19 protein-coding genes are annotated in these 25,312 nt (G+C 61.9%); 10 read left to right on the top strand and 9 right to left on the bottom strand.

Annotation, left to right across the window (positions count from 1 at the left end; genetic code table 11):
* Positions 1 to 76: 76 nt before the first annotated feature.
* From CAF74_RS16410 to CAF74_RS16420, 3 genes are read right to left on the bottom strand one after another with little or no spacing between them, the layout of a single operon-like run.
* Positions 77 to 469 (bottom strand): DNA polymerase III subunit chi, encoded by a 393-nt coding sequence (locus CAF74_RS16410; protein ID WP_085747007.1) that lies wholly within the window; start codon positions 467 to 469, stop codon positions 77 to 79.
* Between the two features lie 8 nt (positions 470 to 477).
* On the bottom strand, positions 478 to 906 hold the full coding sequence (locus CAF74_RS16415; protein WP_085747008.1) for a DNA polymerase III subunit chi: 429 nt from the start codon (positions 904 to 906) through the stop codon (positions 478 to 480).
* A 60-nt stretch (positions 907 to 966) separates the two neighbouring features.
* A complete protein-coding gene (locus CAF74_RS16420; RefSeq protein WP_085747009.1) occupies positions 967 to 2,457 on the bottom strand; it encodes a leucyl aminopeptidase in 1,491 nt (496 codons plus the stop codon).
* A 308-nt stretch (positions 2,458 to 2,765) separates the two neighbouring features.
* Here CAF74_RS16420 and lptF point away from each other — a divergent pair, with 308 nt between their 5' ends.
* The 8 genes from lptF (at position 2,766) to pdxJ (ending at position 11,190) form a co-directional block, all read left to right on the top strand.
* A complete protein-coding gene (gene lptF, locus CAF74_RS16425; protein ID WP_064593584.1) occupies positions 2,766 to 3,887 on the top strand; it encodes an LPS export ABC transporter permease LptF in 1,122 nt (373 codons plus the stop codon).
* The gene (gene lptG / locus CAF74_RS16430) at positions 3,880 to 4,941 is read left to right on the top strand and encodes an LPS export ABC transporter permease LptG (RefSeq protein WP_039769506.1); all 1,062 of its coding nucleotides are present in this window, start codon (positions 3,880 to 3,882) and stop codon (positions 4,939 to 4,941) included. The genes lptF and lptG overlap by 8 nt, the downstream gene beginning before the upstream one ends.
* 172 nt (positions 4,942 to 5,113) lie before the next feature.
* Positions 5,114 to 6,910: a translation elongation factor 4 gene (lepA, locus tag CAF74_RS16435; RefSeq protein WP_039769508.1), complete on the top strand. Its 1,797-nt coding sequence runs from the start codon at positions 5,114 to 5,116 to the stop codon at positions 6,908 to 6,910.
* Positions 6,911 to 6,919: 9 nt separating this feature from the next.
* Positions 6,920 to 7,774 (top strand): signal peptidase I, encoded by an 855-nt coding sequence (gene lepB / locus CAF74_RS16440; protein ID WP_011332588.1) that lies wholly within the window; start codon positions 6,920 to 6,922, stop codon positions 7,772 to 7,774.
* Positions 7,775 to 7,956: 182 nt separating this feature from the next.
* A complete protein-coding gene (gene rnc, locus CAF74_RS16445; protein ID WP_011332589.1) occupies positions 7,957 to 8,646 on the top strand; it encodes a ribonuclease III in 690 nt (229 codons plus the stop codon).
* A complete protein-coding gene (era, locus tag CAF74_RS16450; protein ID WP_039769512.1) occupies positions 8,639 to 9,541 on the top strand; it encodes a GTPase Era in 903 nt (300 codons plus the stop codon). The genes rnc and era overlap by 8 nt, the downstream gene beginning before the upstream one ends.
* Positions 9,542 to 9,709: 168 nt before the next feature.
* Positions 9,710 to 10,399: a DNA repair protein RecO gene (recO, locus tag CAF74_RS16455; protein ID WP_085747010.1), complete on the top strand. Its 690-nt coding sequence runs from the start codon at positions 9,710 to 9,712 to the stop codon at positions 10,397 to 10,399.
* 47 nt (positions 10,400 to 10,446) lie between these two features.
* The gene (gene pdxJ, locus CAF74_RS16460; RefSeq protein ID WP_064382428.1) at positions 10,447 to 11,190 is read left to right on the top strand and encodes a pyridoxine 5'-phosphate synthase; all 744 of its coding nucleotides are present in this window, start codon (positions 10,447 to 10,449) and stop codon (positions 11,188 to 11,190) included.
* A gap of 53 nt (positions 11,191 to 11,243) precedes the next feature.
* Here the strand turns inward: pdxJ and mltF are convergent, their stop codons facing one another.
* Positions 11,244 to 12,704, bottom strand: a complete 1,461-nt coding sequence (mltF, locus tag CAF74_RS16465) for a membrane-bound lytic murein transglycosylase MltF (protein WP_011332593.1) — start codon at positions 12,702 to 12,704, stop codon at positions 11,244 to 11,246.
* A gap of 285 nt (positions 12,705 to 12,989) precedes the next feature.
* Here mltF and purL point away from each other — a divergent pair, with 285 nt between their 5' ends.
* A complete protein-coding gene (purL, locus tag CAF74_RS16470) occupies positions 12,990 to 16,886 on the top strand; it encodes a phosphoribosylformylglycinamidine synthase (RefSeq protein WP_085747011.1) in 3,897 nt (1,298 codons plus the stop codon).
* Positions 16,887 to 16,891: 5 nt separating this feature from the next.
* Entirely contained in the window at positions 16,892 to 17,203 is a 312-nt protein-coding gene (locus tag CAF74_RS16475) for a YqfO family protein (RefSeq protein WP_085747012.1), read from the top strand.
* A 671-nt stretch (positions 17,204 to 17,874) separates the two neighbouring features.
* Here the strand turns inward: CAF74_RS16475 and nagE are convergent.
* From nagE to CAF74_RS16500, 5 genes are read right to left on the bottom strand one after another with little or no spacing between them, the layout of a single operon-like run.
* Positions 17,875 to 19,590, bottom strand: a complete 1,716-nt coding sequence (gene nagE, locus CAF74_RS16480; protein ID WP_085747013.1) for an N-acetylglucosamine-specific PTS transporter subunit IIBC — start codon at positions 19,588 to 19,590, stop codon at positions 17,875 to 17,877.
* Between the two features lie 23 nt (positions 19,591 to 19,613).
* Positions 19,614 to 22,127, bottom strand: a complete 2,514-nt coding sequence (ptsP, locus tag CAF74_RS16485; RefSeq protein WP_085747014.1) for a phosphoenolpyruvate--protein phosphotransferase — start codon at positions 22,125 to 22,127, stop codon at positions 19,614 to 19,616.
* Positions 22,128 to 22,162: 35 nt separating this feature from the next.
* Entirely contained in the window at positions 22,163 to 23,185 is a 1,023-nt protein-coding gene (locus CAF74_RS16490) for an SIS domain-containing protein (RefSeq protein ID WP_007954611.1), read from the bottom strand.
* Entirely contained in the window at positions 23,166 to 24,272 is a 1,107-nt protein-coding gene (gene nagA, locus CAF74_RS16495; protein ID WP_085747015.1) for an N-acetylglucosamine-6-phosphate deacetylase, read from the bottom strand. Before nagA ends, CAF74_RS16490 begins: the two co-directional genes overlap by 20 nt.
* Positions 24,273 to 24,302: 30 nt before the next feature.
* Positions 24,303 to 25,034 (bottom strand): GntR family transcriptional regulator, encoded by a 732-nt coding sequence (locus tag CAF74_RS16500; protein WP_007954613.1) that lies wholly within the window; start codon positions 25,032 to 25,034, stop codon positions 24,303 to 24,305.
* Positions 25,035 to 25,312 lie beyond the last annotated feature (278 nt).

The following is a 25,312-nucleotide window of genomic DNA, read 5'->3' on the forward strand; positions in this document are numbered from 1 at the left end:
GCAGGCGCCGCGGTTTTTCAGGAAAGACGCGGTGATGCGCTCGCTGGAAGGCCAGCTCCCACAGGAGATCAGGGAATTATTCGTACTGGCCGAGAAGCCGTTCCATCCGCGCCTCGAGGCGACGCTTGATTTCGGTTTCGATGTGCGGAGCGAAGTCGTCGATCACGTCCTGCATGATCAGTTGCGCCGCGGCGCGCAGTTCGCTGTCCAGGTGCAGCAGGGCGTCAGGGCCTTTATCCACAGGCGCAGCGGCAGGCTGCGGGGCTGGCGTCGGCGCGGGTGCAGCTTCGACGGCTTGCGGTGCGTTGTCGACCGAATCGAACAACATCGGAATCTGTTCCTGTTCGCCATCATCGACCGTGTCGGTCAGCAGTGGCGGTTGCAGGTTGTCATCGCCGAGCAGCTGGCGGATCGACTCGAGGTCATCCAGCAGGTGCGCGGGTTTTTGCAGCGGTTTTGGAGTGTCCATCGGCGTACTCAGAGTCGCTGTAAACGGTGGTCTTGCAGAGGATAGCCCTGTTCGCGGTAGAAACGGAAACTCTCCCGCGCCGCAGTGCGAATCGCCGGATCTTCCACCACAACCTCCGCCACCCGGGCGAATTGGTTGGCGAAAACCGGGACTTTCAGATCGAGGTTGACCAGCAAGTCCGCGTGCTGGCCACAGTCCTCGCCCAGTCCCAACACGATCAGTCCTTCCGGTTCGCTTTCAGCCGGGCCGTGAGGCACGAAGGTTTCGCCCTTGAAAGCCCACAGTCGCGCATCGAGATCATCACGCTGGGCGGCATCGCTGCAATGCAGGTAGATGCGATGGCCCATGCGCCAGGCTTTATCGGTGAGCTTGCAGGCAAAGTCCAGGCGAGCCGAAGGATCGGCGCTGGGCAGGATGTAAAAGTCGACTTTGGTCATTGCGGTTCCTGAGCTGCAAGCAGCGCCCCTCAAGAGAGGCGCCGCTCGCAGTCATCGGTTTCAGGCTTTGGCGCGGTCCAGCAGGTACTGGGTCAGCAGCGGAACCGGACGGCCAGTGGCGCCCTTGTCCTTGCCGCCGCTAGTCCAGGCGGTGCCTGCGATGTCCAGGTGCGCCCAGTTCAGGTTTTTGGTGAAGCGCGACAGGAAGCAGGCAGCGGTGATGGTGCCGGCCTTAGGACCGCCGATGTTGGCGATGTCGGCGAACGGACTGTCCAGCTGCTCCTGGTATTCATCGAACAGCGGCAGTTGCCAGGCGCGGTCGTCGGCAGCCTTGCCGGCGCTCAGCAGTTGCTCGATCAGCTCGTCGTTGTTGCCCAGCAGGCCCGACGTGTGGGCGCCCAGCGCAACGACGCAGGCACCGGTCAGGGTGGCGATGTCGATTACCGCTTGCGGCTTGAAGCGCTCGGAGTAGGTCAGGGCATCGCACAGCACCAGGCGGCCTTCGGCGTCGGTGTTGAGGATTTCCACGGTCTGGCCGCTCATGGTGGTGACGATGTCGCCCGGACGCGAAGCGTTGCCGCTCGGCATGTTCTCGGCGCAAGCCAGGATGCACACCAGGTTGATCGGCAGTTTCAGTTCCAGCACGGCGCGCAGAGTACCGAACACGCTGGCGGCGCCACCCATGTCGTACTTCATTTCGTCCATGCCGGCGCCCGGTTTCAGGCTGATGCCGCCGGTGTCGAAAGTGATGCCTTTACCAACCAGTGCGTACGGCTTCTCGGATTTCTTGCCGCCGTTGTATTGCATGACGATCAGGCGCGGCGGCTGGGCGCTGCCCTGGCCGACGGCGTAGAACGAACCCATGCCCAGCGACTTGATCTTCTTCTCGTCGAGGACTTCGACTTTCAGATCCTTGAACTCTTTGCCGAGGTTCTTGGCTTGCTCGCCGAGGAAAGTCGGGTGGCAGATGTTCGGCGGCAGGTTGCCCAGGTTACGGGTGAACGCCATGCCGTTGGCGATCGCGGTGGCGTGGTTCACGGCGCGCTGCACTTCGGCCTGAGCGGCCTTGATGGTCAGCAGGGTGATCTTCTTCAGGGCGCGCGGTTCGGCTTTCTGGCTCTTGAACTGGTCGAAGGTGTATTCGCCGTCGACCAGGGTTTCGGCCAGCAGGCGGGTCTTGCCGTAGCTGTCGCGGTTCTTGACGATGATTTCATCGAGTGCCAGGACGGCATCGCTGCCGGCCAGGCCTTTAAGGGTGTTGAGGATGCCGGCGACGATCTTGCGGAACGGACGGTCGCCCAGTTCTTCATCCTTGCCCACGCCGACCAGCAGCACGCGTTCGGCTTTCAGGTTCGGCAGGCTGTGCAGCAACAGGCTCTGGCCGACCTTGCCGGCCAGATCGCCACGCTTGAGCACGGCGCTGATTGCGCCACCGCTCAGTTCGTCGACCTGCCTGGCGGCAACACCGAGTTTGCGGCCTTCGCCGACGGCAACCACCAGGGTGGCGGTTTTCAACGTTTCTGGGCTAACGCTTTTTACAACCAGTTCCATGTCCGGATCCCTGAATGAATGGTCAACACGCAGGCGTTCGACGGTGCCCGCCGTCGCCTGCTTATAGAGAGAAGAGGCGCAGGCCAGCGCCTGCGACAGAGGCGGCAGTTTGAACCTCGCTCACCGCGCCTGACAACCCTCGGTTGTACGATCTTCAACGGATTGCACGCTTGCGTGAGTGTGCGCAGTGACAGGCGCCCTCAATCACAGGATAATGCCGCATCTTTTTTCGACGGCTCTGCCTTGCGGGCCCGTCGATACGTTTGCTTGTTTGGCCGCCTTAGCCTGACAACCCTGGAGTGTCTGGTTTGATCGTCTTCCGTTATCTGTCCCGCGAAGTCCTGTTGACCCTGAGTGCGGTAAGCGCCGTGCTGCTGGTCATCATCATGAGCGGTCGCTTCATCAAATACCTTGCCCAGGCCGCCGCAGGCCAGCTCGATCCGGGATCGCTGTTCCTGATCATGGGCTTCCGTCTGCCGGGCTTCCTGCAACTGATCCTGCCGCTGGGCCTGTTTCTCGGGATCCTGCTGGCGTACGGCCGGTTGTACCTGGAAAGCGAGATGACCGTGCTCTCGGCCACCGGCATGAGCCAGCAGCGTCTGTTTCGCATGACTCTGTTTCCGGCCACCCTGGTGGCGCTGGTGGTTGCATGGCTGAGCCTGAGCCTGGCCCCGCAAGGCGCCAACCAGTTCCAGCTGCTGCTGAACAAGCAGGACGCCCTGACCGAGTTCGACACCCTCGAGCCCGGCCGCTTCCAGGCCCTGCGCGACGGTACGCGGGTGACCTACACCGAAACCCTGAGCGATGATCGGGTCAATCTTGGCAGCGTGTTCATCTCGCAGAAGAACCTCGGCGCCAACCAGAAAGATCGCGGGATTTCCGTGCTGGTGGCGGAAAAGGGGCGTCAGGAAGTGCGTCCCGACGGCAACCGCTACCTGATCCTCGACAACGGCTACCGCTACGACGGCAGCCCGGGTCAGGCCAACTATCGCGCCATCCACTACGAAACCTACGGCGTGCTGCTGCCCAAGCCGGATGTCAGCGAGGAAGTCACCGACCGTGACGCCATGCCGACCTCGTCTCTGCTGGGCAGCGATGACATCCGCTCGAAAACCGAACTGCAATGGCGCCTGTCGCTGCCGTTGCTGGTGTTCATCGTGACCCTGATGGCGGTGCCGCTGTCGCGGGTCAATCCGCGTCAGGGGCGTTTCCTCAAGCTGCTGCCGGCGATTCTTCTTTATATGGCTTACCTGACCATCCTGATTGCCGCCCGCGGCGCCCTCGAGAAAGGCAAGATTCCACCGGCGCTCGGCTTGTGGTGGGTCCACGCGATCTTCCTGGTCATCGGCCTCGGCCTGCTGTACTGGGAACCTCTGCGCCTGAAACTGGCGAGCCGTCGCAGCGCAGCGCTGGAGGTGGCCCGTGGTTAAACTCGACCGCTACATCGGCAGCAGCGTGTTCATGGCGATCATCGCAGTGCTGGCGATCATTCTCGGCCTGGCAACCTTGTTTGCGTTCATCGACGAGATGGGCGACGTCAGTGACACCTACACCTTGGTCGACGTTCTGAGCTTCGTGCTCCTGACCGCGCCGCGTCGGCTCTACGACATGCTGCCGATGGCGGCGCTGATCGGCTGCCTGATCGGTCTCGGCAGTCTGGCGAGCAGCAGTGAACTGACCGTGATGCGTGCCGCCGGTGTCTCCATCGGGCGCATCGTCTGGGCGGTGATGAAGCCGATGCTGGTGCTGATGCTGGCCGGCGTGCTGATCGGCGAGTACGTGGCACCGGCCACCGAAAGCATGGCCCAGGCCAACCGTTCGCTGGCGCAAGGCAGCGGCGACGCGCAAAGCGCCAAGCACGGCATGTGGCACCGTCAGGGCGAGGAGTTCATTCACATCAACTCCGTACAGCCCAACGGTCGCCTGTACGGCGTGACCCGTTATCACTTCGACAAAGAGCGTCACCTGCTGAGCTCGAGCTTCGCCAAACGCGCCGAGTTCGACACCGATCACTGGCAGCTGACCGACGTGACCACCACCAAATTCCACGAGCGCAGCACTGAAGTGGTCAACACGCCGGTCGAGCGCTGGGATGTCTCGCTGAGCCCGCAATTGCTGAGCACTGTAGTGATGGCGCCGGAATCGCTGTCGATCACCGGTCTGTGGGGTTACATCCACTATCTGGCTGATCAGGGTCTGAGCAACGGTCGTTACTGGCTGGCATTTTGGGTCAAGGTGTTGCAGCCGCTGGTGACCGCCGCGCTGGTGCTGATGGCGATTTCCTTCATCTTCGGTCCGTTGCGTTCGGTGACCCTCGGTCAGCGGGTGTTCACCGGTGTGCTGGTGGGCTTCACCTTCCGCATCGTTCAGGATCTGCTGGGTCCATCCAGTCTGGTCTTCGGCTTCTCGCCGCTGTTCGCGGTGCTGGTGCCGGCTGGCGTGTGTGCGCTGGCGGGTGTCTGGCTGTTGCGTCGAGCCGGTTGATGAACAAGGTTTCACCCACGCTTTAGCCTTGAAAACGCCTCGGTCATCAGATCGGGGCGTTTTTGCATGCAATCAGGGTGACAGGCGAACGTGACGCTTGCGCCGTGTATCAGGTACAATTCCCGGCTATTTTTCGGCGGGCCAAGCCTGCAGCCTTTTTGAGTGTTGATCCGTGAGTGATTTGAGTCATATCCGCAATTTCTCCATCATCGCCCACATTGACCATGGCAAGTCGACGCTGGCTGACCGTTTCATCCAGATGTGCGGTGGCCTGGCCGAGCGTGAAATGGAAGCCCAGGTACTGGATTCCATGGATCTGGAGCGCGAACGCGGGATCACCATCAAGGCCCACAGCGTTACCCTCTATTACAAGGCCAAAGATGGCGTCACCTACCAGCTTAACTTCATTGACACCCCGGGCCACGTCGACTTCACCTACGAAGTCAGCCGTTCCCTGGCCGCGTGTGAAGGTGCGCTGCTGGTGGTCGATGCGGGGCAGGGCGTTGAAGCCCAGTCCGTGGCCAACTGCTACACCGCTATCGAGCAGGGCCTCGAGGTCATGCCGGTCCTGAACAAGATCGACCTGCCACAGGCCGAGCCTGATCGCGTCAAGGACGAGATCGAGAAGATCATCGGCATCGACGCCACCGACGCCGTCACCTGCAGCGCCAAGACCGGCCTGGGTGTCGACGAAGTGCTCGAGCGTCTGGTCGCGACCATTCCTGCGCCGACCGGCAACATCGAAGATCCGCTGCAAGCGTTGATCATCGACTCCTGGTTCGACAACTACCTGGGCGTTGTTTCCCTGGTGCGCGTGCGTCATGGCCGTGTGAAGAAGGGCGACAAGATCCTAGTCAAGTCCACCGGCAAGGTGCACCTGGTCGACAGCGTCGGCGTGTTCAACCCGAAACACACCGCCACCGCTGACCTGAAGGCCGGCGAAGTGGGCTTCATCATCGCCAGCATCAAGGACATTCACGGTGCGCCGGTCGGTGACACCCTGACCTTGAGCTCCACCCCGGACGTTCCGGTGCTGCCAGGTTTCAAACGCATCCAGCCGCAGGTTTACGCCGGTCTGTTCCCGGTCAGCTCCGACGACTTCGAAGACTTCCGCGAAGCGCTGCAGAAGCTGACCCTGAACGACTCGTCGCTGCAATACACCCCGGAAAGCTCCGACGCACTGGGCTTCGGCTTCCGTTGCGGCTTCCTCGGCATGCTGCACATGGAGATCATCCAGGAGCGCCTGGAGCGCGAATACGACCTGGACCTGATCACCACGGCGCCGACGGTAATCTTCGAACTGGTGCTGAAAACCGGTGAAACGATTTACGTCGACAACCCGTCGAAGCTGCCGGACGTCTCGTCGATCGAAGACATGCGCGAGCCGATCGTGCGCGCCAACATCCTGGTACCGCAGGAGCATCTGGGCAACGTCATCACCCTGTGCATCGAGAAACGCGGTGTGCAGGTCGACATGCTGTTCCTCGGCAATCAGGTGCAAGTGACCTACGACCTGCCGATGAACGAAGTGGTGCTGGACTTCTTCGATCGTCTGAAATCCACCAGCCGCGGCTATGCTTCGCTGGACTACCATTTCGATCGTTACCAATCGGCTAATCTGGTGAAACTGGACGTGCTGATCAACGGCGACAAGGTCGACGCTCTGGCGCTGATCGTGCACCGTGACAATTCGCACTTCAAAGGTCGCCAGTTGACCGAGAAGATGAAAGAACTGATTCCTCGTCAGATGTTCGACGTGGCCATTCAGGCTGCCATTGGCGGTCAGATCGTCGCCCGGACAACCGTCAAGGCACTCAGAAAGAACGTATTGGCCAAGTGCTACGGCGGCGACGTCAGCCGCAAGAAAAAACTGCTTGAGAAGCAGAAGGCCGGTAAGAAACGCATGAAACAGGTCGGCAACGTGGAAATTCCACAAGAAGCCTTCCTCGCCGTGCTCAGGTTGGAATAGTCAGGTCCTATGTCACTAAATTTCCCGCTGTTGCTGGTCATTGCCGTGTTCGTCTGCGGTCTGTTGGCGTTGCTCGATCTGTTGATCCTGGCACCGCGTCGGCGTGCCGCCATCGCCTCCTATCAGGGCAGCGTCAGCCAGCCTGATGTGGTGGTGGTCGAGAAGCTGAACAAGGAACCGCTGCTGGTCGAGTACGGCAAGTCGTTCTTCCCGGTGCTGTTCATCGTGCTGGTGCTGCGTTCGTTCCTGGTGGAACCGTTCCAGATTCCGTCCGGCTCGATGAAACCGACCCTGGACGTTGGCGACTTCATTCTGGTGAACAAGTTTTCCTACGGGATCCGTTTGCCGGTGATCGACAAGAAGATCATCGAAGTCGGTGACCCGCAGCGCGGCGATGTGATGGTGTTCCGCTACCCGAGCGACCCGAACGTCAACTACATCAAGCGTGTGGTCGGCCTGCCGGGCGACACCGTGCGGTACACCGCCGACAAGCGCCTGTTCGTCAACGGCGAGTCGATTGCCGAACAACTGGTCGGCTCCGAGCCGGGCACGCTGGGCAGCGCGGAACTCTACAAGGAAAAACTCGGCGTCGCCGAGCACCTGATCCGCAAGGAAATGAGCCGCTACCGCGCCACACCGGACCATACCTGGACCGTGCCGGCCGGGCATTACTTCATGATGGGCGACAACCGCGACAACTCGAACGACAGTCGCTACTGGGATGATCCGAACATTCCCAAGGATCTGCTGGGCATGGTTCCCGACCAGAACATCGTCGGCAAGGCCTTCGCGGTCTGGATGAGCTGGCCGGAACCGAAACTCAGCCACCTGCCGAACTTCTCGCGGGTCGGCCTGATCAAGTAAACAAACACGGCGCTGTTGACCACAGCGCCGAATGCATTTCTGGCGTCGGCACAACCGGCTCCGGGGCATGAAGCCACGATATTCAGGACGTCATTTTTGAACACAGCGTTAATTGTCCCAGGCCTGCGCCGTATCCCGGCGATGGCAGTGGAATCCAGCCACGAACTCAGCGTGGGTAAACCGTGAGCGTTTCTCTAAGCCGCCTCGAGCGTCAGCTCGGTTACACTTTCAAGGACCAGGAACTGATGGTCCTGGCCCTTACGCACCGCAGCTTTGCCGGACGCAACAACGAGCGTCTGGAATTCCTCGGCGATGCGATCCTCAACTTTGTTGCCGGCGAAGCCTTGTTCGACCGTTTCCCGCTGGCTCGCGAAGGCCAGTTGTCGCGTTTGCGCGCACGGCTGGTAAAAGGTGAGACGCTGGCGGTGCTGGCCCGCGGTTTCGATCTGGGCGATTACCTGCGTCTGGGTTCCGGCGAGTTGAAGAGCGGCGGTTTCCGTCGCGAGTCGATTCTGGCCGACGCCCTTGAAGCTTTGATCGGTGCGATCTACCTCGACGCCGGCATGGAAGTCGCCCGCGAGCGCGTACTGGCCTGGCTGGCCGGCGAGTTCGAAGGTCTGACGCTGGTCGATACCAACAAGGATCCGAAGACCCGCCTGCAGGAATTTTTGCAATCGCGTGGCTGCGAACTGCCGCGCTACGAAGTGGTGGATATCCAGGGCGAGCCGCACTGTCGTACCTTCTTCGTCGAGTGCGAAGTTGTCCTATTGAATGAAAAAAGCCGGGGTCAGGGTGTGAGCCGTCGTATTGCCGAACAGGTAGCGGCCGCTGCAGCACTGATTGCCCTGGGTGTGGAGAATGGCAATGACTGATACAAACGCAACGCGCTGTGGCTATGTTGCCATCGTCGGCCGTCCCAACGTGGGCAAGTCCACGCTGCTGAACCACATCCTCGGCCAGAAGCTCGCGATCACCTCGCGCAAGCCGCAGACCACTCGCCACAACATGCTCGGGATCAAGACCGAGGGCGACGTGCAGGCGATCTACGTCGACACCCCCGGCATGCACAAGGGTGGCGAAAAAGCCCTGAACCGTTACATGAACAAGACCGCTTCGGCGGCGTTGAAAGACGTCGACGTGGTGATCTTCGTGGTCGACCGCACCAAGTGGACCGAAGAAGACCAGATGGTGCTGGAGCGCGTGCAGTACGTGACCGGCCCGCTGATCGTCGCGCTGAACAAGACCGACCGCATCGAAGACAAGGCCGAGCTGATGCCGCATCTGTCGTGGTTGCAGGAACAGCTGCCGAACGCGCAGATCATTCCGATCTCGGCGCAACACGGGCACAACCTCGATGCGCTGGAAAAGGTCATCGCCGATCATCTGCCGGAGAACGATCACTTCTTCCCGGAAGACCAGATCACTGACCGCAGCAGCCGCTTCCTCGCCGCCGAACTGGTGCGCGAGAAGATCATGCGCCAGCTCGGCGCCGAGCTGCCGTACCAGATCACTGTGGAAATCGAAGAGTTCAAGCAGCAGGGTGCGACGCTGCACATCCATGCGCTGATCCTCGTCGAGCGTGACGGCCAGAAGAAAATCATCATTGGCGACAAGGGCGAGCGCATCAAGCGCATCGGCACCGAGGCGCGCAAGGACATGGAGCTGCTGTTCGACTCCAAGATCATGCTCAATCTGTGGGTCAAGGTGAAGGGCGGCTGGTCCGACGACGAGCGTGCGCTGCGTTCGCTGGGTTACGGCGACCTGTAACACCGGTTTTCTGCTACACCAGAGAACCCCCTGTGGGAGCGGGCTTGCCCGCGAATGCGCCGTATCAGTCGACATATACTTTGACTGATTCACCGCTTTCGCGAGCAAGCCCGCTCCCACAGTAGTTTTGGGGTGTGTGTAAAACTGCGTTTCGTCATCGAGAACTCAATGTCGCAAAGCCCGCCTCCCGCCCAACCCGCCTACGTCCTGCATTCGCGCGCCTACCGCGAAACCAGCGCATTGGTGGACTTCCTCACGCCGCAAGGTCGGCTGCGGGCGGTGTTGCGCAGTGCGCGGGGCAAGGCCGGGACATTGGCGCGGCCATTCGTGCCGCTGGAAGTGGAGTTTCGCGGCAAGGGTGAGTTGAAGAACGTCGGGCGCATGGAGAGTGTCGGCAACGCAACGTGGATGGTCGGCGAGGCGCTGTTCAGCGGCCTGTATCTCAATGAACTGTTGATTCGCCTGCTGCCCGCCGAAGATCCGCACCCGGCGGTGTTCGATCATTACGCCGCGACCTTGCTGGCATTGGCCGAAGGCCGGCCGCTGGAGCCGTTGCTGCGTTCTTTCGAATGGCGGCTGCTCGACGACCTTGGTTATGGCTTTTCCCTGAATACCGACATCAACGACGAGCCTGTCGCTGCGGACGGTCTCTATCGCTTGCAGGTGGATGCCGGACTCGAACGGGTCTACCTGCTGCAACCCGGTCTGTTCAACGGCACCGAACTGCTGGCCATGGCCGAAGCCGACTGGTCGGCCCCAGGCGCGTTGTCCGCCGCCAAGCGCTTGATGCGACAAGCGCTGGCCGTGCATCTGGGCGGTCGTCCCTTGGTCAGTCGCGAGCTGTTTCGCAAGCCCTGATCTCACCGTATGCTGTGCGCCGAATCTTTCCATTCAGGAGCGCATCCGTGACCACCAGCAATCGCATTCTTCTTGGCGTGAACATCGACCACGTCGCCACCCTGCGTCAGGCCCGTGGCACGCGCTATCCGGATCCGGTCAAGGCTGCGCTGGACGCGGAAGAGGCGGGTGCCGACGGCATCACCGTGCACCTGCGCGAAGACCGCCGGCACATTCAGGAGCGCGACGTGCTGTTGCTCAAGGACGTGCTGCAAACCCGCATGAACTTCGAAATGGGCGTTACCGAAGAAATGATGGCGTTCGCCGAGCGCATCCGTCCGGCGCACATCTGTCTGGTGCCGGAAACCCGTCAGGAATTGACCACTGAAGGCGGTCTGGATGTGGCGGGGCAGGAGGAGCGAATCAGAGCGGCGGTCGAGCGTCTGTCGAAGATCGGCAGCGAGGTATCGCTGTTCATTGACGCCGACGAGCGGCAGATCGCTGCGTCGAAGCGCGTCGGTGCCCCGGCTATCGAGCTGCACACCGGGCGTTACGCCGATGCCGAAACACCAACCGAAGTGGCTGAAGAGCTCAAGCGTGTGGCGGACGGCGTGGCCTTCGGTCTGGCCCAGGGCCTGATCGTCAATGCCGGCCATGGCCTGCACTATCACAACGTCGAGGCGGTTGCCGCAATCAAGGGCATCAACGAGCTGAACATCGGTCACGCACTGGTGGCGCACGCGTTGTTCGTCGGCTTCAAGTCGGCGGTGTCGGAGATGAAGGCGTTGATTCTGGCGGCTGCCAAACACTAAGTTTCAACATCCTGTGGGAGCAAACTTGCTCCCACATTTGTATTGGGGATGGGTTAAAGCGGGGCGGGCTCTTGAGCCGGTTTCGATTTATCGATCCCCGGCACATGCAGGTTGCCCTCGGCCACTTGATCGCCTTCAAGCTGCGGCTGGGTCACCCACGTCAGGATGTCGTAGTAGCGACGGATGTTCGCCACGAAATGCACCGGTTCGCCGCCCCGGGCGTAGCCGTAGCGGGTCTTGCTGTACCACTGCTTCTGCGACAGGCGCGGCAGGATCTTTTTCACATCCAGCCACTTGTCCGGGTTCAACCCTTCCTTGGCCGCCAGTTTGCGCGCGTCATCCAGATGACCGCTGCCGACGTTGTAGGCCGCCAGAGCAAACCAGGTGCGATCCGGTTCCTGGATCGACTCGTCGAGCTGATCCTTCATGTAGGCCAGGTACTTGGCGCCGCCCATGATGCTCTGCTTCGGATCGAGGCGGTTGGACACGCCCATGGCCTGAGCGGTGTTCTGGGTCAGCATCATCAGCCCGCGCACGCCGGTCTTCGAGGTGACCGCCGGTTGCCACAGTGATTCCTGATAACCGATCGCCGCCAGCAGGCGCCAGTCGACTTTCTCTTTCTTGGCGTAGGCCTTGAAGTGCTGTTCGTATTTGGGCAGCCGCTGCTGCAGATGCTGGGCGAAGGTGGTGGCACCCATGTAGCCGAGGACGTCGACGTGGCCGTAATAGCGGTCTTTCAGACGTTGCAGGGTGCCGTTCTTCTGCACCTTGTCCAGATAACTGTTGATCTCGTTGAGCAGGCTGTTGTCTTCGCCGGCGGCCACGGCCCAGCTCTGGCTGCGCGCGTCGCCGAGGTCGAAGGCCACGCGGATGTTGGTGAAATACACCTGGTTCATCGCCACTTCGTTGGAATCGACCAGGGTCAGGTCGATCTGACCTTCATCGACCATGCGCAGCAGGTCGACCACTTCAACGGCGTCGGATTCTTCGTACTGGATGCCAGGATATTTCTGTTTCAGCTCCGCCAGTTGTTCGGCGTGGGTGCTGCCCTTGAGCACCATGATCTTCTTGCCCACCAGATCGCCGGCGTCGGTAGGACGAGATTGGCCGTTGCGATAGATGATCTGCGGGGTGACTTCGAGGTAGGAGCGGGAGAAACGCACCTGTTTCTTGCGCTGTTCGCTGCTGACCAGGCCGGCGGCGGCCAGTACCGGGCCGTTCGGCTTGCCGACCTGGTTGAACAGGTCGTCGAGGTTGTCGGCGGTTTCAATCTTCAGCTCGACCCCCAAATCGTCGGCGAAGCGCTTCACCAGCTCGTATTCGAAGCCGGTTTCACCGCTGCGATCCTGAAAGTAGGTGGCGGGGCTGTTTCGGGTGACCACCCGCAGCACGCCATCCTCCTTTACGCGCTCGAGTGTGTTGGGTTTATCAACACAGCCACTGAGCATCAGGAAGAGTCCGGTAGCGATCAGCCATTTGGCGTACCGCGGACGCAAAGCCGTTGGGGAAAACATGTGCGCAGTATACGCAAAGGACAACGGGCGCCATATCTCGACAGTTGCGGGGTTGTCTGCTAGGGATCACAAAACCGCTCGAAACCCCGCAGGAATGGGCCCGAAAGGCATTTTGTGACAGAAAAAATAACCCGCGTTCCAACACCCCATAAATTTGACCCTCAAGGCAGGAACACCACTCGACATCCGGGTGCAACCGTGCGTAGCGTTTCGGGTGATGTTGAGGGCGGTTTAGGCTAGAATGCACGGCCTCAAAGCACACCCCTTCCCGAGGCTGTCCCGAAGATGTTGATCCTGCGCGGCGCTCCTGCCCTTTCTGCCTTTCGCCACAGCAAACTCCTTGAGCAACTGAGCCAGAAGGTTCCGGCTGTCAGTGGCTTGTATGCTGAATTCGCTCACTTCGCCGAAGTCACCGGCGTCCTGACCGGCGACGAACAGCAGGTGCTTGCGCGCCTTCTGAAGTACGGTCCAAGCGTTCCGGTTCAAGAGCCGACCGGTCGTCTGTTCCTGGTGTTGCCGCGTTTCGGCACCATCTCGCCATGGTCGAGCAAGGCCAGCGACATCGCCCGCAACTGCGGCCTGAGCAAGATCCAGCGCCTGGAGCGCGGCATCGCGTTCTACGTGGCCGGTCAGTTCAGCGAAACCGAAGCGCAGCAGATTGCAGACGTACTGCATGACCGCATGACGCAGATCGTTCTGGCCAACCTCGAGCAGGCTGCCGGTCTGTTCAGCCACGCCGAACCGAAGCCGCTGACCGCCATCGACATCCTCGGCGGCGGTCGCGCCGCACTGGAAAAAGCCAACGTCGAACTGGGCCTGGCCCTGGCCGAAGACGAGATCGACTACCTGGTCAACGCCTTCAACGGCCTCAAGCGCAACCCGCACGACATCGAACTGATGATGTTCGCCCAGGCCAACTCCGAGCACTGCCGTCACAAGATCTTCAACGCCAGTTGGGATATTGACGGCGAGAGCCAGGAAAAAAGCCTGTTCGGCATGATCAAGAACACCTATCAGATGCACAGCGAAGGCGTGCTGTCCGCTTACAAGGACAACGCTTCGGTGATCGTCGGCAACGTTGCCGGCCGCTTCTTCCCGGATCCGGAAACCCGCCAGTACGGCGCGGTGCAGGAGCCGGTGCACATCCTGATGAAGGTTGAAACCCACAACCATCCGACCGCGATCGCTCCGTTCCCGGGCGCGTCCACCGGTTCCGGTGGCGAGATCCGCGACGAAGGTGCAACCGGTCGTGGCGCCAAGCCGAAAGCCGGCCTGACCGGTTTCACCGTGTCGAACCTGCAAATCCCTGGCTTCGAACAGCCGTGGGAAGTGCCGTACGGCAAGCCTGAGCGCATCGTCAACGCGCTGGACATCATGATCGAAGGCCCGCTGGGCGGCGCCGCGTTCAACAACGAATTCGGCCGTCCGGCCCTGACCGGTTACTTCCGTACCTTCGAACAGTCGATCACCACTCCGCACGGTGACGAAGTTCGCGGTTACCACAAGCCGATCATGCTGGCTGGTGGCATGGGCAACATCCGTGAAGAGCACGTCAAGAAAGGCGAGATTCTGGTCGGCTCGAAGCTGATCGTCCTCGGCGGCCCGGCGATGCTGATCGGTCTGGGCGGCGGCGCTGCTTCCTCCATGGCTACCGGCACCAGCTCGGCGGATCTGGACTTCGCTTCGGTTCAGCGTGAAAACCCTGAAATGGAACGTCGCTGCCAGGAAGTCATCGACCGTTGCTGGCAGCTGGGCGACAAGAACCCGATCAGCTTCATCCACGACGTGGGTGCGGGCGGTCTGTCCAACGCCTTCCCGGAACTGGTCAACGACGGCGACCGCGGTGGCCGTTTCGAACTGCGCAACATTCCGAACGACGAGCCGGGCATGGCCCCGCACGAAATCTGGTCCAACGAATCCCAGGAACGTTACGTTCTGGCGGTCGGTCCGGCCGACTTCGAGCGCTTCAAGGCGATCTGCGAACGTGAGCGTTGCCCGTTTGCCGTTGTCGGCGAAGCCACTGCCGAGCCGCAACTGACCGTGACCGACAGCCACTTCGGCAACAACCCGGTGGACATGCCACTGGAAGTGTTGCTCGGCAAGGCGCCGCGCATGCACCGTTCGGTGGTTCGCGAAGCCGAGCTGGGCGATGACTTCGATCCGTCGAACCTCGACATCGGCGAAAGCATCGAGCGCGTTCTGCACCACCCGGCCGTGGCAAGCAAAAGCTTCCTGATCACCATCGGCGACCGCACCATCACCGGCCTCGTGGCCCGTGACCAGATGGTCGGCCCTTGGCAGGTTCCGGTGGCCGACGTAGCCGTCACCGCCACCAGTTTCGACGTCTACACCGGTGAAGCGATGGCGATGGGCGAGCGCACTCCGCTGGCGCTGCTGGACGCTCCGGCGTCGGGCCGCATGGCCATCGGCGAAACCATCACCAACATTGCCGCCTCGCGCATCAACAAGCTCTCCGACATCAAACTGTCGGCGAACTGGATGTCCGCTGCCGGTCACCCGGGCGAAGACGCGCGTCTGTACGACACCGTGAAAGCGGTCGGCATGGAACTGTGCCCTGAGCTGGGCATCACCATTCCGGTCGGCAAGGACTCGATGTCCATGGCCACCCGCTGGAACGACAACGGCGAAGACAAGACCGTCACCTCGCCGATGTCCCTGATCGTGACCGGTTTCGCGCCAGTGGCTGACATCCGTCAGACCCTGACCCCGGAACTGCGCATGGACAAGGGCACCACCGACCTGATCCTGATCGACCTCGGTCGCGGCCAGAACCGTATGGGTGCCTCGATCCTTGCGCAGGTTCACGGCAAGCTCGGCAAGCAGGCTCCGGACGTCGACGACGCCGAAGACCTGAAAGCTTTCTTCGCCGTGATCCAGGGCCTCAACGCCGACGGTCACCTGCTGGCTTACCACGACCGTTCCGACGGTGGTCTGCTGACCTCCGTGGTGGAAATGGCTTTCGCCGGCCACTGCGGTCTGAGCCTGAACCTGGACAGCGTTGCCGAAAGCTCCGCTGAAATCGCCGCCATCCTGTTCAACGAAGAACTGGGTGCCGTGATCCAGGTTCGCCAGGACGCCACCCCGGACATCCTCGCCCAATTCAGCGCGGCCGGTCTGGGCGACTGCGTTTCGGTGATCGGTCAGCCGATCAATAACGGCCAGATCAACATCACCTTCAACGGTGACACCGTGTTCGAAGGCCAGCGTCGTCTGCTGCAACGTCAGTGGGCCGAGACCAGCTACCAGATCCAGCGTCTGCGTGACAACGCCGACTGCGCCGAGCAAGAGTTCGATGCGCTGCTGGAAGAAGATAACCCGGGCCTGAGCGTCAAGCTGAGCTACGACGTCAACCAGGACATCGCCGCGCCTTACATCAAGAAAGGCATCCGCCCACAGGTTGCGGTACTGCGTGAGCAGGGCGTCAACGGTCAGGTGGAAATGGCGGCTGCGTTCGACCGCGCCGGTTTCAACGCGATCGACGTGCACATGAGCGACATTCTGGCCGGCCGCGTCGACCTGAACGAGTTCAAGGGTCTGGTGGCCTGCGGTGGTTTCTCCTACGGCGACGTTCTCGGCGCCGGTGAAGGCTGGGCCAAGTCCGCACTGTTCAACAGCCGTGCCCGCGATGCGTTCCAGGGCTTCTTCGAGCGTAACGACAGCTTTACCCTCGGCGTGTGCAACGGTTGCCAGATGATGTCCAACCTGCACGAGCTGATCCCGGGCAGCGAGTTCTGGCCGCACTTCGTGCGCAACCGCTCCGAGCAGTTCGAAGCGCGCGTGGCGATGGTTCAGGTTCAGGAGTCGAACTCGATCTTCCTGCAGGGCATGGCCGGTTCGCGCATGCCGATCGCCATCGCTCACGGTGAAGGCCATGCCGAATTCGAAAGCGAAGAGGCACTGCTCGAAGCCGATCTGTCGGGTTGCGTGGCGATGCGTTTCGTCGACAACCACGGCAAGGTCACCGAAGCCTACCCGGCCAACCCGAACGGCTCGCCGCGCGGGATCACCGGCCTCACCAGCCGCGACGGTCGCGTGACGATCATGATGCCGCACCCGGAGCGGGTGTTCCGTGCTGTGCAGAACTCGTGGCGTTCGGAAGACTGGAACGAAGACGCACCCTGGATGCGTATGTTCCGTAACGCGCGTGTGTGGGTGAACTAAGCGCTGTGTACAAGCTCGCGTTTTTTGTTCCCGACAGTCATGTCGAGGTGGTCAAGGAGGCTGTATTCGCTGCCGGTGGTGGGCGGATCGGTGATTATGACCACTGTGCTTGGCAGGTGCTTGGATCTGGTCAGTTTCGGCCTTTGGACGGCAGTCAGCCGTTCATTGGTGAGGCGGGGCGGTTTGAGCGGGTCGAGGAGTGGAAGGTTGAGCTTGTTGTTGGCGATGAGTTGATTCGCGCGGTAGTGGCGGCTCTTAAGTTGAGCCATCCCTACGAGACGCCGGCTTATGAAGTGTGGCGGCTGGAGGATTTTTGATCTTCCTTGGCTACTGAAATGGAAAACCCGCTGAGAGTGATTTCAGCGGGTTTTTTGTTGTTTGGGTTTTGGGGTTTGGGTTGGGTGAATATCCGTTTCTTCGAGTGCGGCGGCTTATGGTTCCGCCCTTACGGCGGGTCACTTTGGCAAACGCCCCAAAGTAACCAAAGGTCTGGGCCCCTGCGTTCGGCACCTCGCTTTGGCTCGGTGTTCCTTCGTTCCGGGATTCATCCGGGGGCATCGCCTACGGTTTGCTTCGCTGCACCTCCTTTCGATGCATGCGGCTTCGCCGCACGGTCGCTGCGCTCCCACCCCCGGATAAATCCCTCCACTCAGCCTTCCGATGGGGCCGGCACGTCAAAAGCCTTTCTCGAGCTAACGCTCATCGTGTTGAGTGGTGGGGAGCGAAAGCAGGAGCAGGAGCAGGAGCAAGGAGCAGAAGAAGGGGAGGAAGCAAAGGAAGTAAAGGAGGCAAAGGAAGCAGAGGAAGCACAATTCGAGTTGCATGCATTTTATAACCCGAGTTCACCTCGGTATGTCACGTCGGCGTACCTCTCCCAAACAACGCGGTCAGTCCCCTCTCCCTTCGGCAGAGGGTTAGGGTGAGGGGAATTCTGCGACCGTACAAAAATGCATCGAATCACCCCCCACTCATCGATTCAGAGGTCGCCCTAAACCTTGGCACTGACCTCACTTCGATTGACCAACCCCTCCAGCGCCGTACTCAAGCTCTGCGCCCGCTCGCCCACCAGCAAGTGCCACACGCCATCTTCCAGCGCGCTGACACCCAAACAGCCCAGCTCTTTCAATCGGCTTTCCGACAACACCTTGCCATCGGCCAGTTGCAGGCGAATCCGGCTCATGGCGATGCAGTCGAGTTGCAGCACGTTGTCGCTGCCGCCCAGGGCGCTCAGCCATTGCTGGGCCTGCGGTGCGGCTACCGCAACGGGCTCACTGGTTTCGACGACGGCGACAGGAGCAGCCACTACGGCTCGGCCCAATGCAGGCATCGCCAGGCGGATTTCGTCGGCAATGCTGTCGGCCATCGGCCCCACAACAACCTGCAGACTGCCGCCCTTGCCCGGACGTACCACGGCCATCGCGCCCAGAGCTTTCAAATCGGCATCGGAGGCTTTGTTGCGATCGACCATTTCCAGTCGCAGCCGCGTGGTGCATGCGCCGACGGTGAGCAGATTTTCGGCACCTCCCAAGGCTTTTATATACGCAGCGGCGCGCTCGTTTTCTGTCAGCACGGATTTCTCGGCAGCGGCCACGTCTTCACGTCCTGGGGTTTTCAGGTTGAAACGGCGGATACAGAAGTCGAACACCGCGTAATAGATGACCGCATAAACCACTCCCACCGGCACCACCAGCCAGCCGTTGGTCGAGCGTCCCCAACCCAGCACCATGTCGATGAAACCGCCGGAGAAGGTGAAGCCCAAGTGGATGTTCAATGCGTTGGTGATTGCCATCGACAACCCGGTCAGCAGCGCATGCAGCAGAAACAGCAGCGGTGCGAGGAACATGAAGGCGAATTCGATCGGTTCGGTGACGCCGGTGAGGAAGGCGGTCAGGGCCATCGACAGGAAGATCCCGCCCATGACTTTGCGCCGCTTCGGCAGGGCGTTGCGGTACATCGCCAGGCAGGCGGCGGGGAGGCCGAAGATCATGACCGGGAACATGCCGGTCATGAACTGGCCGCCTTTCGGGTCGCCGGCGAAGTAGCGGGACAGGTCACCGGTGACCAGCGCGCCGGTGGTTGGATCGGTGAAGTTGCCGAACACGAACCACGCCATGTTGTTGAGTATGTGGTGCAGGCCGGTGACGATGAGCAGGCGGTTGAACACGCCGAAGACGAACGCGCCGAAGCTGCCGCTTTCCATCAGCAACGTGCCGAAGCTGTTGATGCCGTGCTGGATCGGCGGCCAGATATAGCCGAACAGCACGCCCAGGCCGACCGCGCTGAAGCCGGTGACGATGGGGGCGAAACGCCGGCCGCCGAAGAATGCCAGGTACTCCGGCAGCTTGATGTCCTTGAAGCGGTTGTACAGCGCGCCGGCCATCAGGCCGCTGACGATCCCGGCGAGCATGCCCATGTTGATGCTCGCATCGAGCACCTTGAGGGTGGAAATCATCACCAGGTAACCAATCACCCCGGCGAGGCCGGCGGTGCCGTTGTTGTCCCGGGCGAAGCCGACCGCGATGCCGATGGCGAAGATCATTGCCAGGTTGGCGAAGATCACCTGGCCGGCGTCGTGGATGATCGCGATGTTCAGCAGGTCGGTGTCGCCCAGGCGCAGCAGCAGGCCGGCGATCGGCAGGATCGCGATCGGCAGCATCAGCGCGCGGCCGAGGCGTTGCAGGCCTTCGATGAAAAGTTGGTACATGGCGTTTGTCCTTGTTGTTTTTGTTAGCGCAGAGGCCAATGTTGATGACAGGCATGACGCACCGCGGCGGCGCTGCTCAGCTTGAGCAGGTCCCGGGCGAGGCGTTGGCATTCGGCTTCGTGCAACTGGCGCACGCGGTCCTTGATTTCGCCGATCTGTACCGGGCTCACCGACAGTTCGCTCACGCCCAGGCCGATCAACACCGGCGTCGCCAGCGGATCGGAAGCCAAGGCGCCGCACACGCCGACCCAGCGTTTATGCACCGCCGCGCCTTCGCAGGTCATGGCGATCAGGCGCAGCAGCGCCGGGTGCAAGGCATCGACCCGTGCGGCGAGGCCGGCGTGGTCGCGGTCCATGGCCAGGGTGTATTGCGACAGGTCGTTGGTGCCGATGGACAGAAAGTCGGCGTGTTCGGCCAGTTGCTCGGCCTGCAATGCGGCGGCCGGGACTTCGATCATCACGCCGATTTCCGGACGTTGATTGATGCCCAGTTCCAGGCACAGCGCATCGACCCTCTGGCGGATGTGCAGCAGTTCGTCGACTTCGGTGACCATCGGCAGCAGGATCCGGCAACGCTGCAACGGGCTGACTTGCAGCAGTGCGCGCAGTTGCTGATCGAGGATTTCCGGGCGGGCCTGGGCCAGGCGAATGCCGCGCAGGCCGAGTACCGGGTTGGCTTCCACGGGCAGCGGCAGGTAGTCGAGTTGTTTGTCGCCGCCGACGTCGATGGTGCGGATGATCACTGACTTGTCGCCCATGGCATCGATCACCGCTTGGTAGGCGGTGCGCTGTTCTTCGACGTCCGGCGCGGTGTGGCGATCGACGAACAGGAACTCGGTGCGCAACAGGCCGACGCCGTCGGCGCCGTTGGCAAACGCATCCGCCGCTTCGTGGCTGGAGGCGACGTTGGCGACCACTTCGATAGCCACGCCGTTGCGGGTTTCCGCCGGCAGATGGGCCTGAGCTTGCTGGGCGTCGCGCCGTTGTTGGCGGTCGATTTGCGCCTGGCGGACTTCGGCCAGACGTTCGGCATTCGGCGTCAGTTCGAGGCGCCCGCCGTCGGCGTCGAGAACCACCGATTGGCCTTGCGTCTGATCGAGCAGCGCCGAGCCCAGTGCGACCATGCACGGCAGGCCTTTGCCCCGGGCCAGAATCGCCACGTGGGACGTTGCGCCACCTTCGGCCATGCACAAACCGGCGACGCCTTGTGCGCTCAGTTGCAGCAGGTCCGACGGCGTCAGTTCGTGAGCGGCGACGATGGCGCCGGTCGGCACGTCGTAATGCCAGGCCTCACCGAGCAGGGCGCGCAGCACCCGTTGCTTGAGGTCGCGCAGATCGTTGGCGCGTTCGGCCAGCAGCGGGCTGCCAGTGTTTTGCAGCACTTCGCATTGCGCGTCGATGGACCGGCTCCAGGCGTGAGTCGCCGCCGTGCCGATTTCGATCGATTGCTGGGCGGCGTCGAGCAGGGCCGGGTCTTCCAGCAAGGCCAGATGCGCGGCGAAGATCGCTTCTTCGTCGGCATTGCGGTGTTTTTTTGCTTGTGCGAGGGTGCCGTCGATTTCGCTGCGGACCTGATTCAGCGCCGTGTCGAGGATCTGCAATTGTTGCTCGGGCTGATGATTGCCACTGTCCGCTGGCAGGCTGATCGCGTTCAAACGAAACAGCGGTCCGCCGACCAGACCCGGTGCGGCGCAAACACCGTGCAACACGCCAGCCTCGGCCGGGCGATTGCGTGGAGTGGCGGCAACCGGTGCGGCGGCGTGATGATCCTCCGGCAGGGCGGTGGCCAGTGCGGTGAGCAAGGCTTGCAACGCAGCCTGTGCGTCCGGGCCCTGGCAACTGACCTGCACTTCGTCCTGTTCGCCAATCGCCAGGCCCATCAAACCGATGAGGCTGTTGCACGGCGCCGACTTGCCGGCGAAATGCAGCTGCGAATGGCTTTTGAAACCTTGCGCGGTCTGGCGGATCAACGCCGCCGGGCGTGCATGCAGACCGCCGCGATGGGCGACCTGCACGTGGCCGTGAACTTCCGGGCCGCCGAGTTCCTCTGTGTTCGCCGCTGCGCTGTGACGAGCGACGATGTGCAGCAGTGGCTCGCCCACCTTCACCGTTTTCAGGGTGATGGGGCGCGCCTGGAAATCCTGGCTGTTGGTCAGGATCAGCAGGCTGACCAGGCTTTTGCACTGGCGGCCGACCTTGTCCAGGTCATAGCGCAGCAGCGGCTGGCCATTGCTGACCCGCGCGCCTTCCTTGACCAGCATCGAGAAGCCTTCGCCCTGCAACTCCACCGTGTCCAGACCAAGGTGCAGCAACAGCTCGGCGCCGTTGTCGGCGCGCACGGTCAGTGCATGGCCGGTGCGGGCGACGTGGATCACCACCCCGGCGCAGGGCGAATACAGGGTGTCGTTCAGCGGATCAATGGCAATGCCGTCGCCCATCGCGCCGCTGGCGAACACCGCGTCCGGGACTTTGGCGAGCGTGAGCACCGGGCCGCTGAGCGGGGCGCTTAAAGTCAGCTCTTTATTGTTGTTGTGCATGGCTCGGTCTCATCAGGAAAACGTTCGGTTCGGACTCAGTGCGTACGGGTGACTTTGCTCAGGTGTCGCGGCTGATCCGGGTCCATGCCACGGGCCACGGCCAGACCGGCCGCCATCACGTAGAAACTCTGGATCGCCAGGATCGGATCGAGGGCCGGGTGCTCGGCACGGCTCAGGGTCAGGTCGCGCTCGCTCACGTCATCCGGCGCAGCCAGCAGAACGCGGGCGCCGCGCTGACGCATCTCGGCCGCCAGGCTCAGCAGACCGGCCTGTTCGGCACCGCGCGGGGCGAACACCAGCAACGGGTAATGTTCGTCGATCAGGGCCATCGGGCCGTGACGGACTTCGGCGCTGCTGAAGGCTTCGGCCTGGATCGCCGAGGTTTCCTTGAATTTCAGCGCGGCTTCTTGGGCGATGGCGAAACCCGCGCCACGGCCGATCACCATCAACCGCTCGCAATCGCGCAGGGCATCGATGGCCGGGCTCCAGTCCTGTTGCGCAGCTTCGCGCAAGCCTTCGGGCAGGGCGTTGTGCGCTTCCAGCAATTCGCTGTCTTCTTTCCAATGAGCGATCAGACGGGCGCTGGCGCTGAGGGTGGCGATGAAACTCTTGGTCGCGGCGACACTGCTTTCGGTGCCGGCCAGCAATGGCAGGCTGAATTCGCACGCAGCCTCCAGCGGCGAATCGGCGGCGTTGACCATCGACACGCTCAAGGCGCCGCGCTTGCGCAGCAGGCGCAGGCTGTTGACCAGATCCGGGCTCTGGCCCGATTGGGAGAACGCGAACGCGACCTGACCGCTGACCTTCAACGGCGCCTGTTGCATGGTCACCACGGACATCGGCAGCGACGCCACCGGTACGCCGAGTTGCTGCATGGTCAGGTAGGCGAAGTAGCTCGCCGCATGGTCGGAGCTGCCACGGGCAACGGTCATCGCCACTTGCGGCGGCTGACGGCGCAGGCGTCCGGCAATCTCGATCATCTGCGGGTCGAGCTGTTGCAGTTGTGCTTGCACGGCCTCGAACGAGGACAGCGCCTCCTCAAGCATTTTTGAAGTCAATGTCTTCTCCTTCGACCATGACGGCGGTCAGTGTGAGTGAGCGATCCAGCCGCACGCAGTCGGCCCAGGCGCCGGGTTGCAAGCGCCCGCGTTCGGTGATGCCGAGGTAGTCGGCGGGGAATTGCGAAAGACGTTGCGAGGCCTCGGCGATCGGCAGACCGATTTTCACCAGATTGCGCAGGGCCTGATCCATGGTCAGGGTGCTGCCGGCCAGGGTGCCGTCGGGCAGGCGCACGCCGCCCAGGCATTTGGTGACTGTGTGGCTGCCGAGCTTGTATTCACCGTCGGGCATGCCGGCGGCGGCGGTCGAGTCGGTGACGCAGTACAGGCACGGAATCGAGCGCAGGGCGACGCGGATCGCGCCGGGGTGTACGTGCAGCAAGTCCGGAATCAGCTCGGCGAATTTGGCATGGGCCAGCGCCGCGCCGACGATGCCAGGCTCGCGGTGATGCAGCGGGCTCATGGCGTTGTACAAGTGGGTGAAACTGGTGGCGCCGGCTTCGAGGGCGGCGACGCCTTCCTCGTAACTGCCGAGGGTGTGGCCGATCTGCATGCGGATGCCACGGCTGCTGAGTTCACGAATCAAGCCGTCATGGCCGGCGATTTCCGGGGCGATGGTGATCACCCGGATTGGCGCGAGTGCCAGATAGTCTTCGACTTCGGCCATCAACGCGGTGTGGGCGAAGTTCGGCTGGGCGCCGAGTTTGCCGGGATTGATGTACGGGCCTTCGAGGTGCACGCCGAGCACTCGGGCGGCGCCTTTCGGACGCTGTTCGCAGAATTCGCCGACCTCCTTGAGCACGCTGGCAATCTCGGCACTCGGCGCGGTCATGGTGGTGGCCAGCAGCGAGGTGGTGCCGAAGCGCACGTGGGTCTTGGTGATGGTCTCGAACGCGCTGGCGCCTTCCATGATGTCCTTGCCGCCACCGCCGTGGACGTGCAGGTCGATGAAACCCGGCAGCAGATAAGGCAGGTCATTGGTCGCCGGATCGCAAGGCACGCCTTCGATCGACACGACTCTGCCGTGTTCGTGGATCAGCCGGCCGCGAATCCAGCCGTCAGCGGTGAGGATGTTGTCTTCAGACATTTCGCTTCTCTCGTTTGGCCTGGCTGCTGATCAGCGGCGAAGCTCTGCAACAAAGTCGTAGTAGTCGTTGCGGCAATAGGTGTCGGTGACTTCGATCGGCGTGTTGTCTTCCAGGTAGCCGACCCGGGTCATCAGCAGCATCGCGGTGCCGGGGGCGATGCCGACGAGTGCGGCGAACTCGTCCGAGGCGTTGATCGCCTGGATGTGCTGCAAGGCGCGCACGATCGGTTTGCCGATGCTGTCGAGGTGTTCGTAGAGGGAATCGCCCACCACCTGTGGCTTGGGCATGATCGAGGCGGGCAGGGTGCTCATCTCGATGGCCATCACGGTGTCGTCGGCTTTGCGCAGGCGTTTCATGCGCGCGACCTTGTCGTTCGGCGACAGGCCGAGGCGGATCAGTTCTTCGTGGGTTGGCAGGGTGATTTCACGCTCCAGCCATTGCGAGCTGGGCACAAAGCCCTTGAGGCGCAGCATTTCGCTGAAACCCGACAGACGCGACAGCGGTTGTTCGAGGCGTGGAGTGATGAAGGTGCCGGAACCTTGCAGGCGGCGGATCAAACCTTGATCGAGCAGGACTTCCAGCGCCTTGCGGGCGGTGACCCGGGAAATCCCCAGCATTTCGCTGAGATTGCGCTCCGACGGCATCGCCTGTTCGGCTTTCCACTGGCCGGCATGGATCGCCGCTTCCAGGTTGCGCGCCAGTTGCAGGTACAGCGGCGTCGGCTGGGAGTCGTCAGGGCGCAGGGCGTGGAGATCGTTCATGCAAGGCACTTCCGGAGCTGATATTGGTTTGTTGTCGCTCGCTGTTTCGGCGAAAACTAATACCACTTGCATACCATGTCAACGCAGTGGGAAGGCCTGTAGTCCTTTGGAATCGGGTGTTTCAGGGTGGGTGGTTTCAAGTGGTATTAGCGGTGGGCTATGGAAAGCAAAAGATCGCCGTCTGCGGCAGTTCTGGCGGGTGAAAGTGGTATCACCGTTCAGACGTTGCCGCAGGCTGCGATCTTTTGAATTTATTTTTTACGGGCGACCAATGGTCA

It is taken from the genome of Pseudomonas sp. R45(2017) (assembly GCF_002112305.1).
Classification (GTDB): Bacteria; Pseudomonadota; Gammaproteobacteria; order Pseudomonadales; family Pseudomonadaceae; genus Aquipseudomonas; species Aquipseudomonas paraglycinae.

Coding starts and splice junctions, on each gene's coding strand:
- CAF74_RS16410 (WP_085747007.1), bottom strand. CDS start 469: ATGGACACTCCAAAACCGCTGCAAAAACCCGCGCACCTGCTGGATGAC.
- CAF74_RS16415 (WP_085747008.1), bottom strand. CDS start 906: ATGACCAAAGTCGACTTTTACATCCTGCCCAGCGCCGATCCTTCGGCT.
- CAF74_RS16420 (WP_085747009.1), bottom strand. CDS start 2,457: ATGGAACTGGTTGTAAAAAGCGTTAGCCCAGAAACGTTGAAAACCGCC.
- lepB (WP_011332588.1), top strand. CDS start 6,920: ATGTCACTAAATTTCCCGCTGTTGCTGGTCATTGCCGTGTTCGTCTGC.
- era (WP_039769512.1), top strand. CDS start 8,639: ATGACTGATACAAACGCAACGCGCTGTGGCTATGTTGCCATCGTCGGC.
- recO (WP_085747010.1), top strand. CDS start 9,710: ATGTCGCAAAGCCCGCCTCCCGCCCAACCCGCCTACGTCCTGCATTCG.
- mltF (WP_011332593.1), bottom strand. CDS start 12,704: ATGTTTTCCCCAACGGCTTTGCGTCCGCGGTACGCCAAATGGCTGATC.
- purL (WP_085747011.1), top strand. CDS start 12,990: ATGTTGATCCTGCGCGGCGCTCCTGCCCTTTCTGCCTTTCGCCACAGC.
- nagE (WP_085747013.1), bottom strand. CDS start 19,590: ATGTACCAACTTTTCATCGAAGGCCTGCAACGCCTCGGCCGCGCGCTG.
- ptsP (WP_085747014.1), bottom strand. CDS start 22,127: ATGCACAACAACAATAAAGAGCTGACTTTAAGCGCCCCGCTCAGCGGC.
- nagA (WP_085747015.1), bottom strand. CDS start 24,272: ATGTCTGAAGACAACATCCTCACCGCTGACGGCTGGATTCGCGGCCGG.
- CAF74_RS16500 (WP_007954613.1), bottom strand. CDS start 25,034: ATGAACGATCTCCACGCCCTGCGCCCTGACGACTCCCAGCCGACGCCG.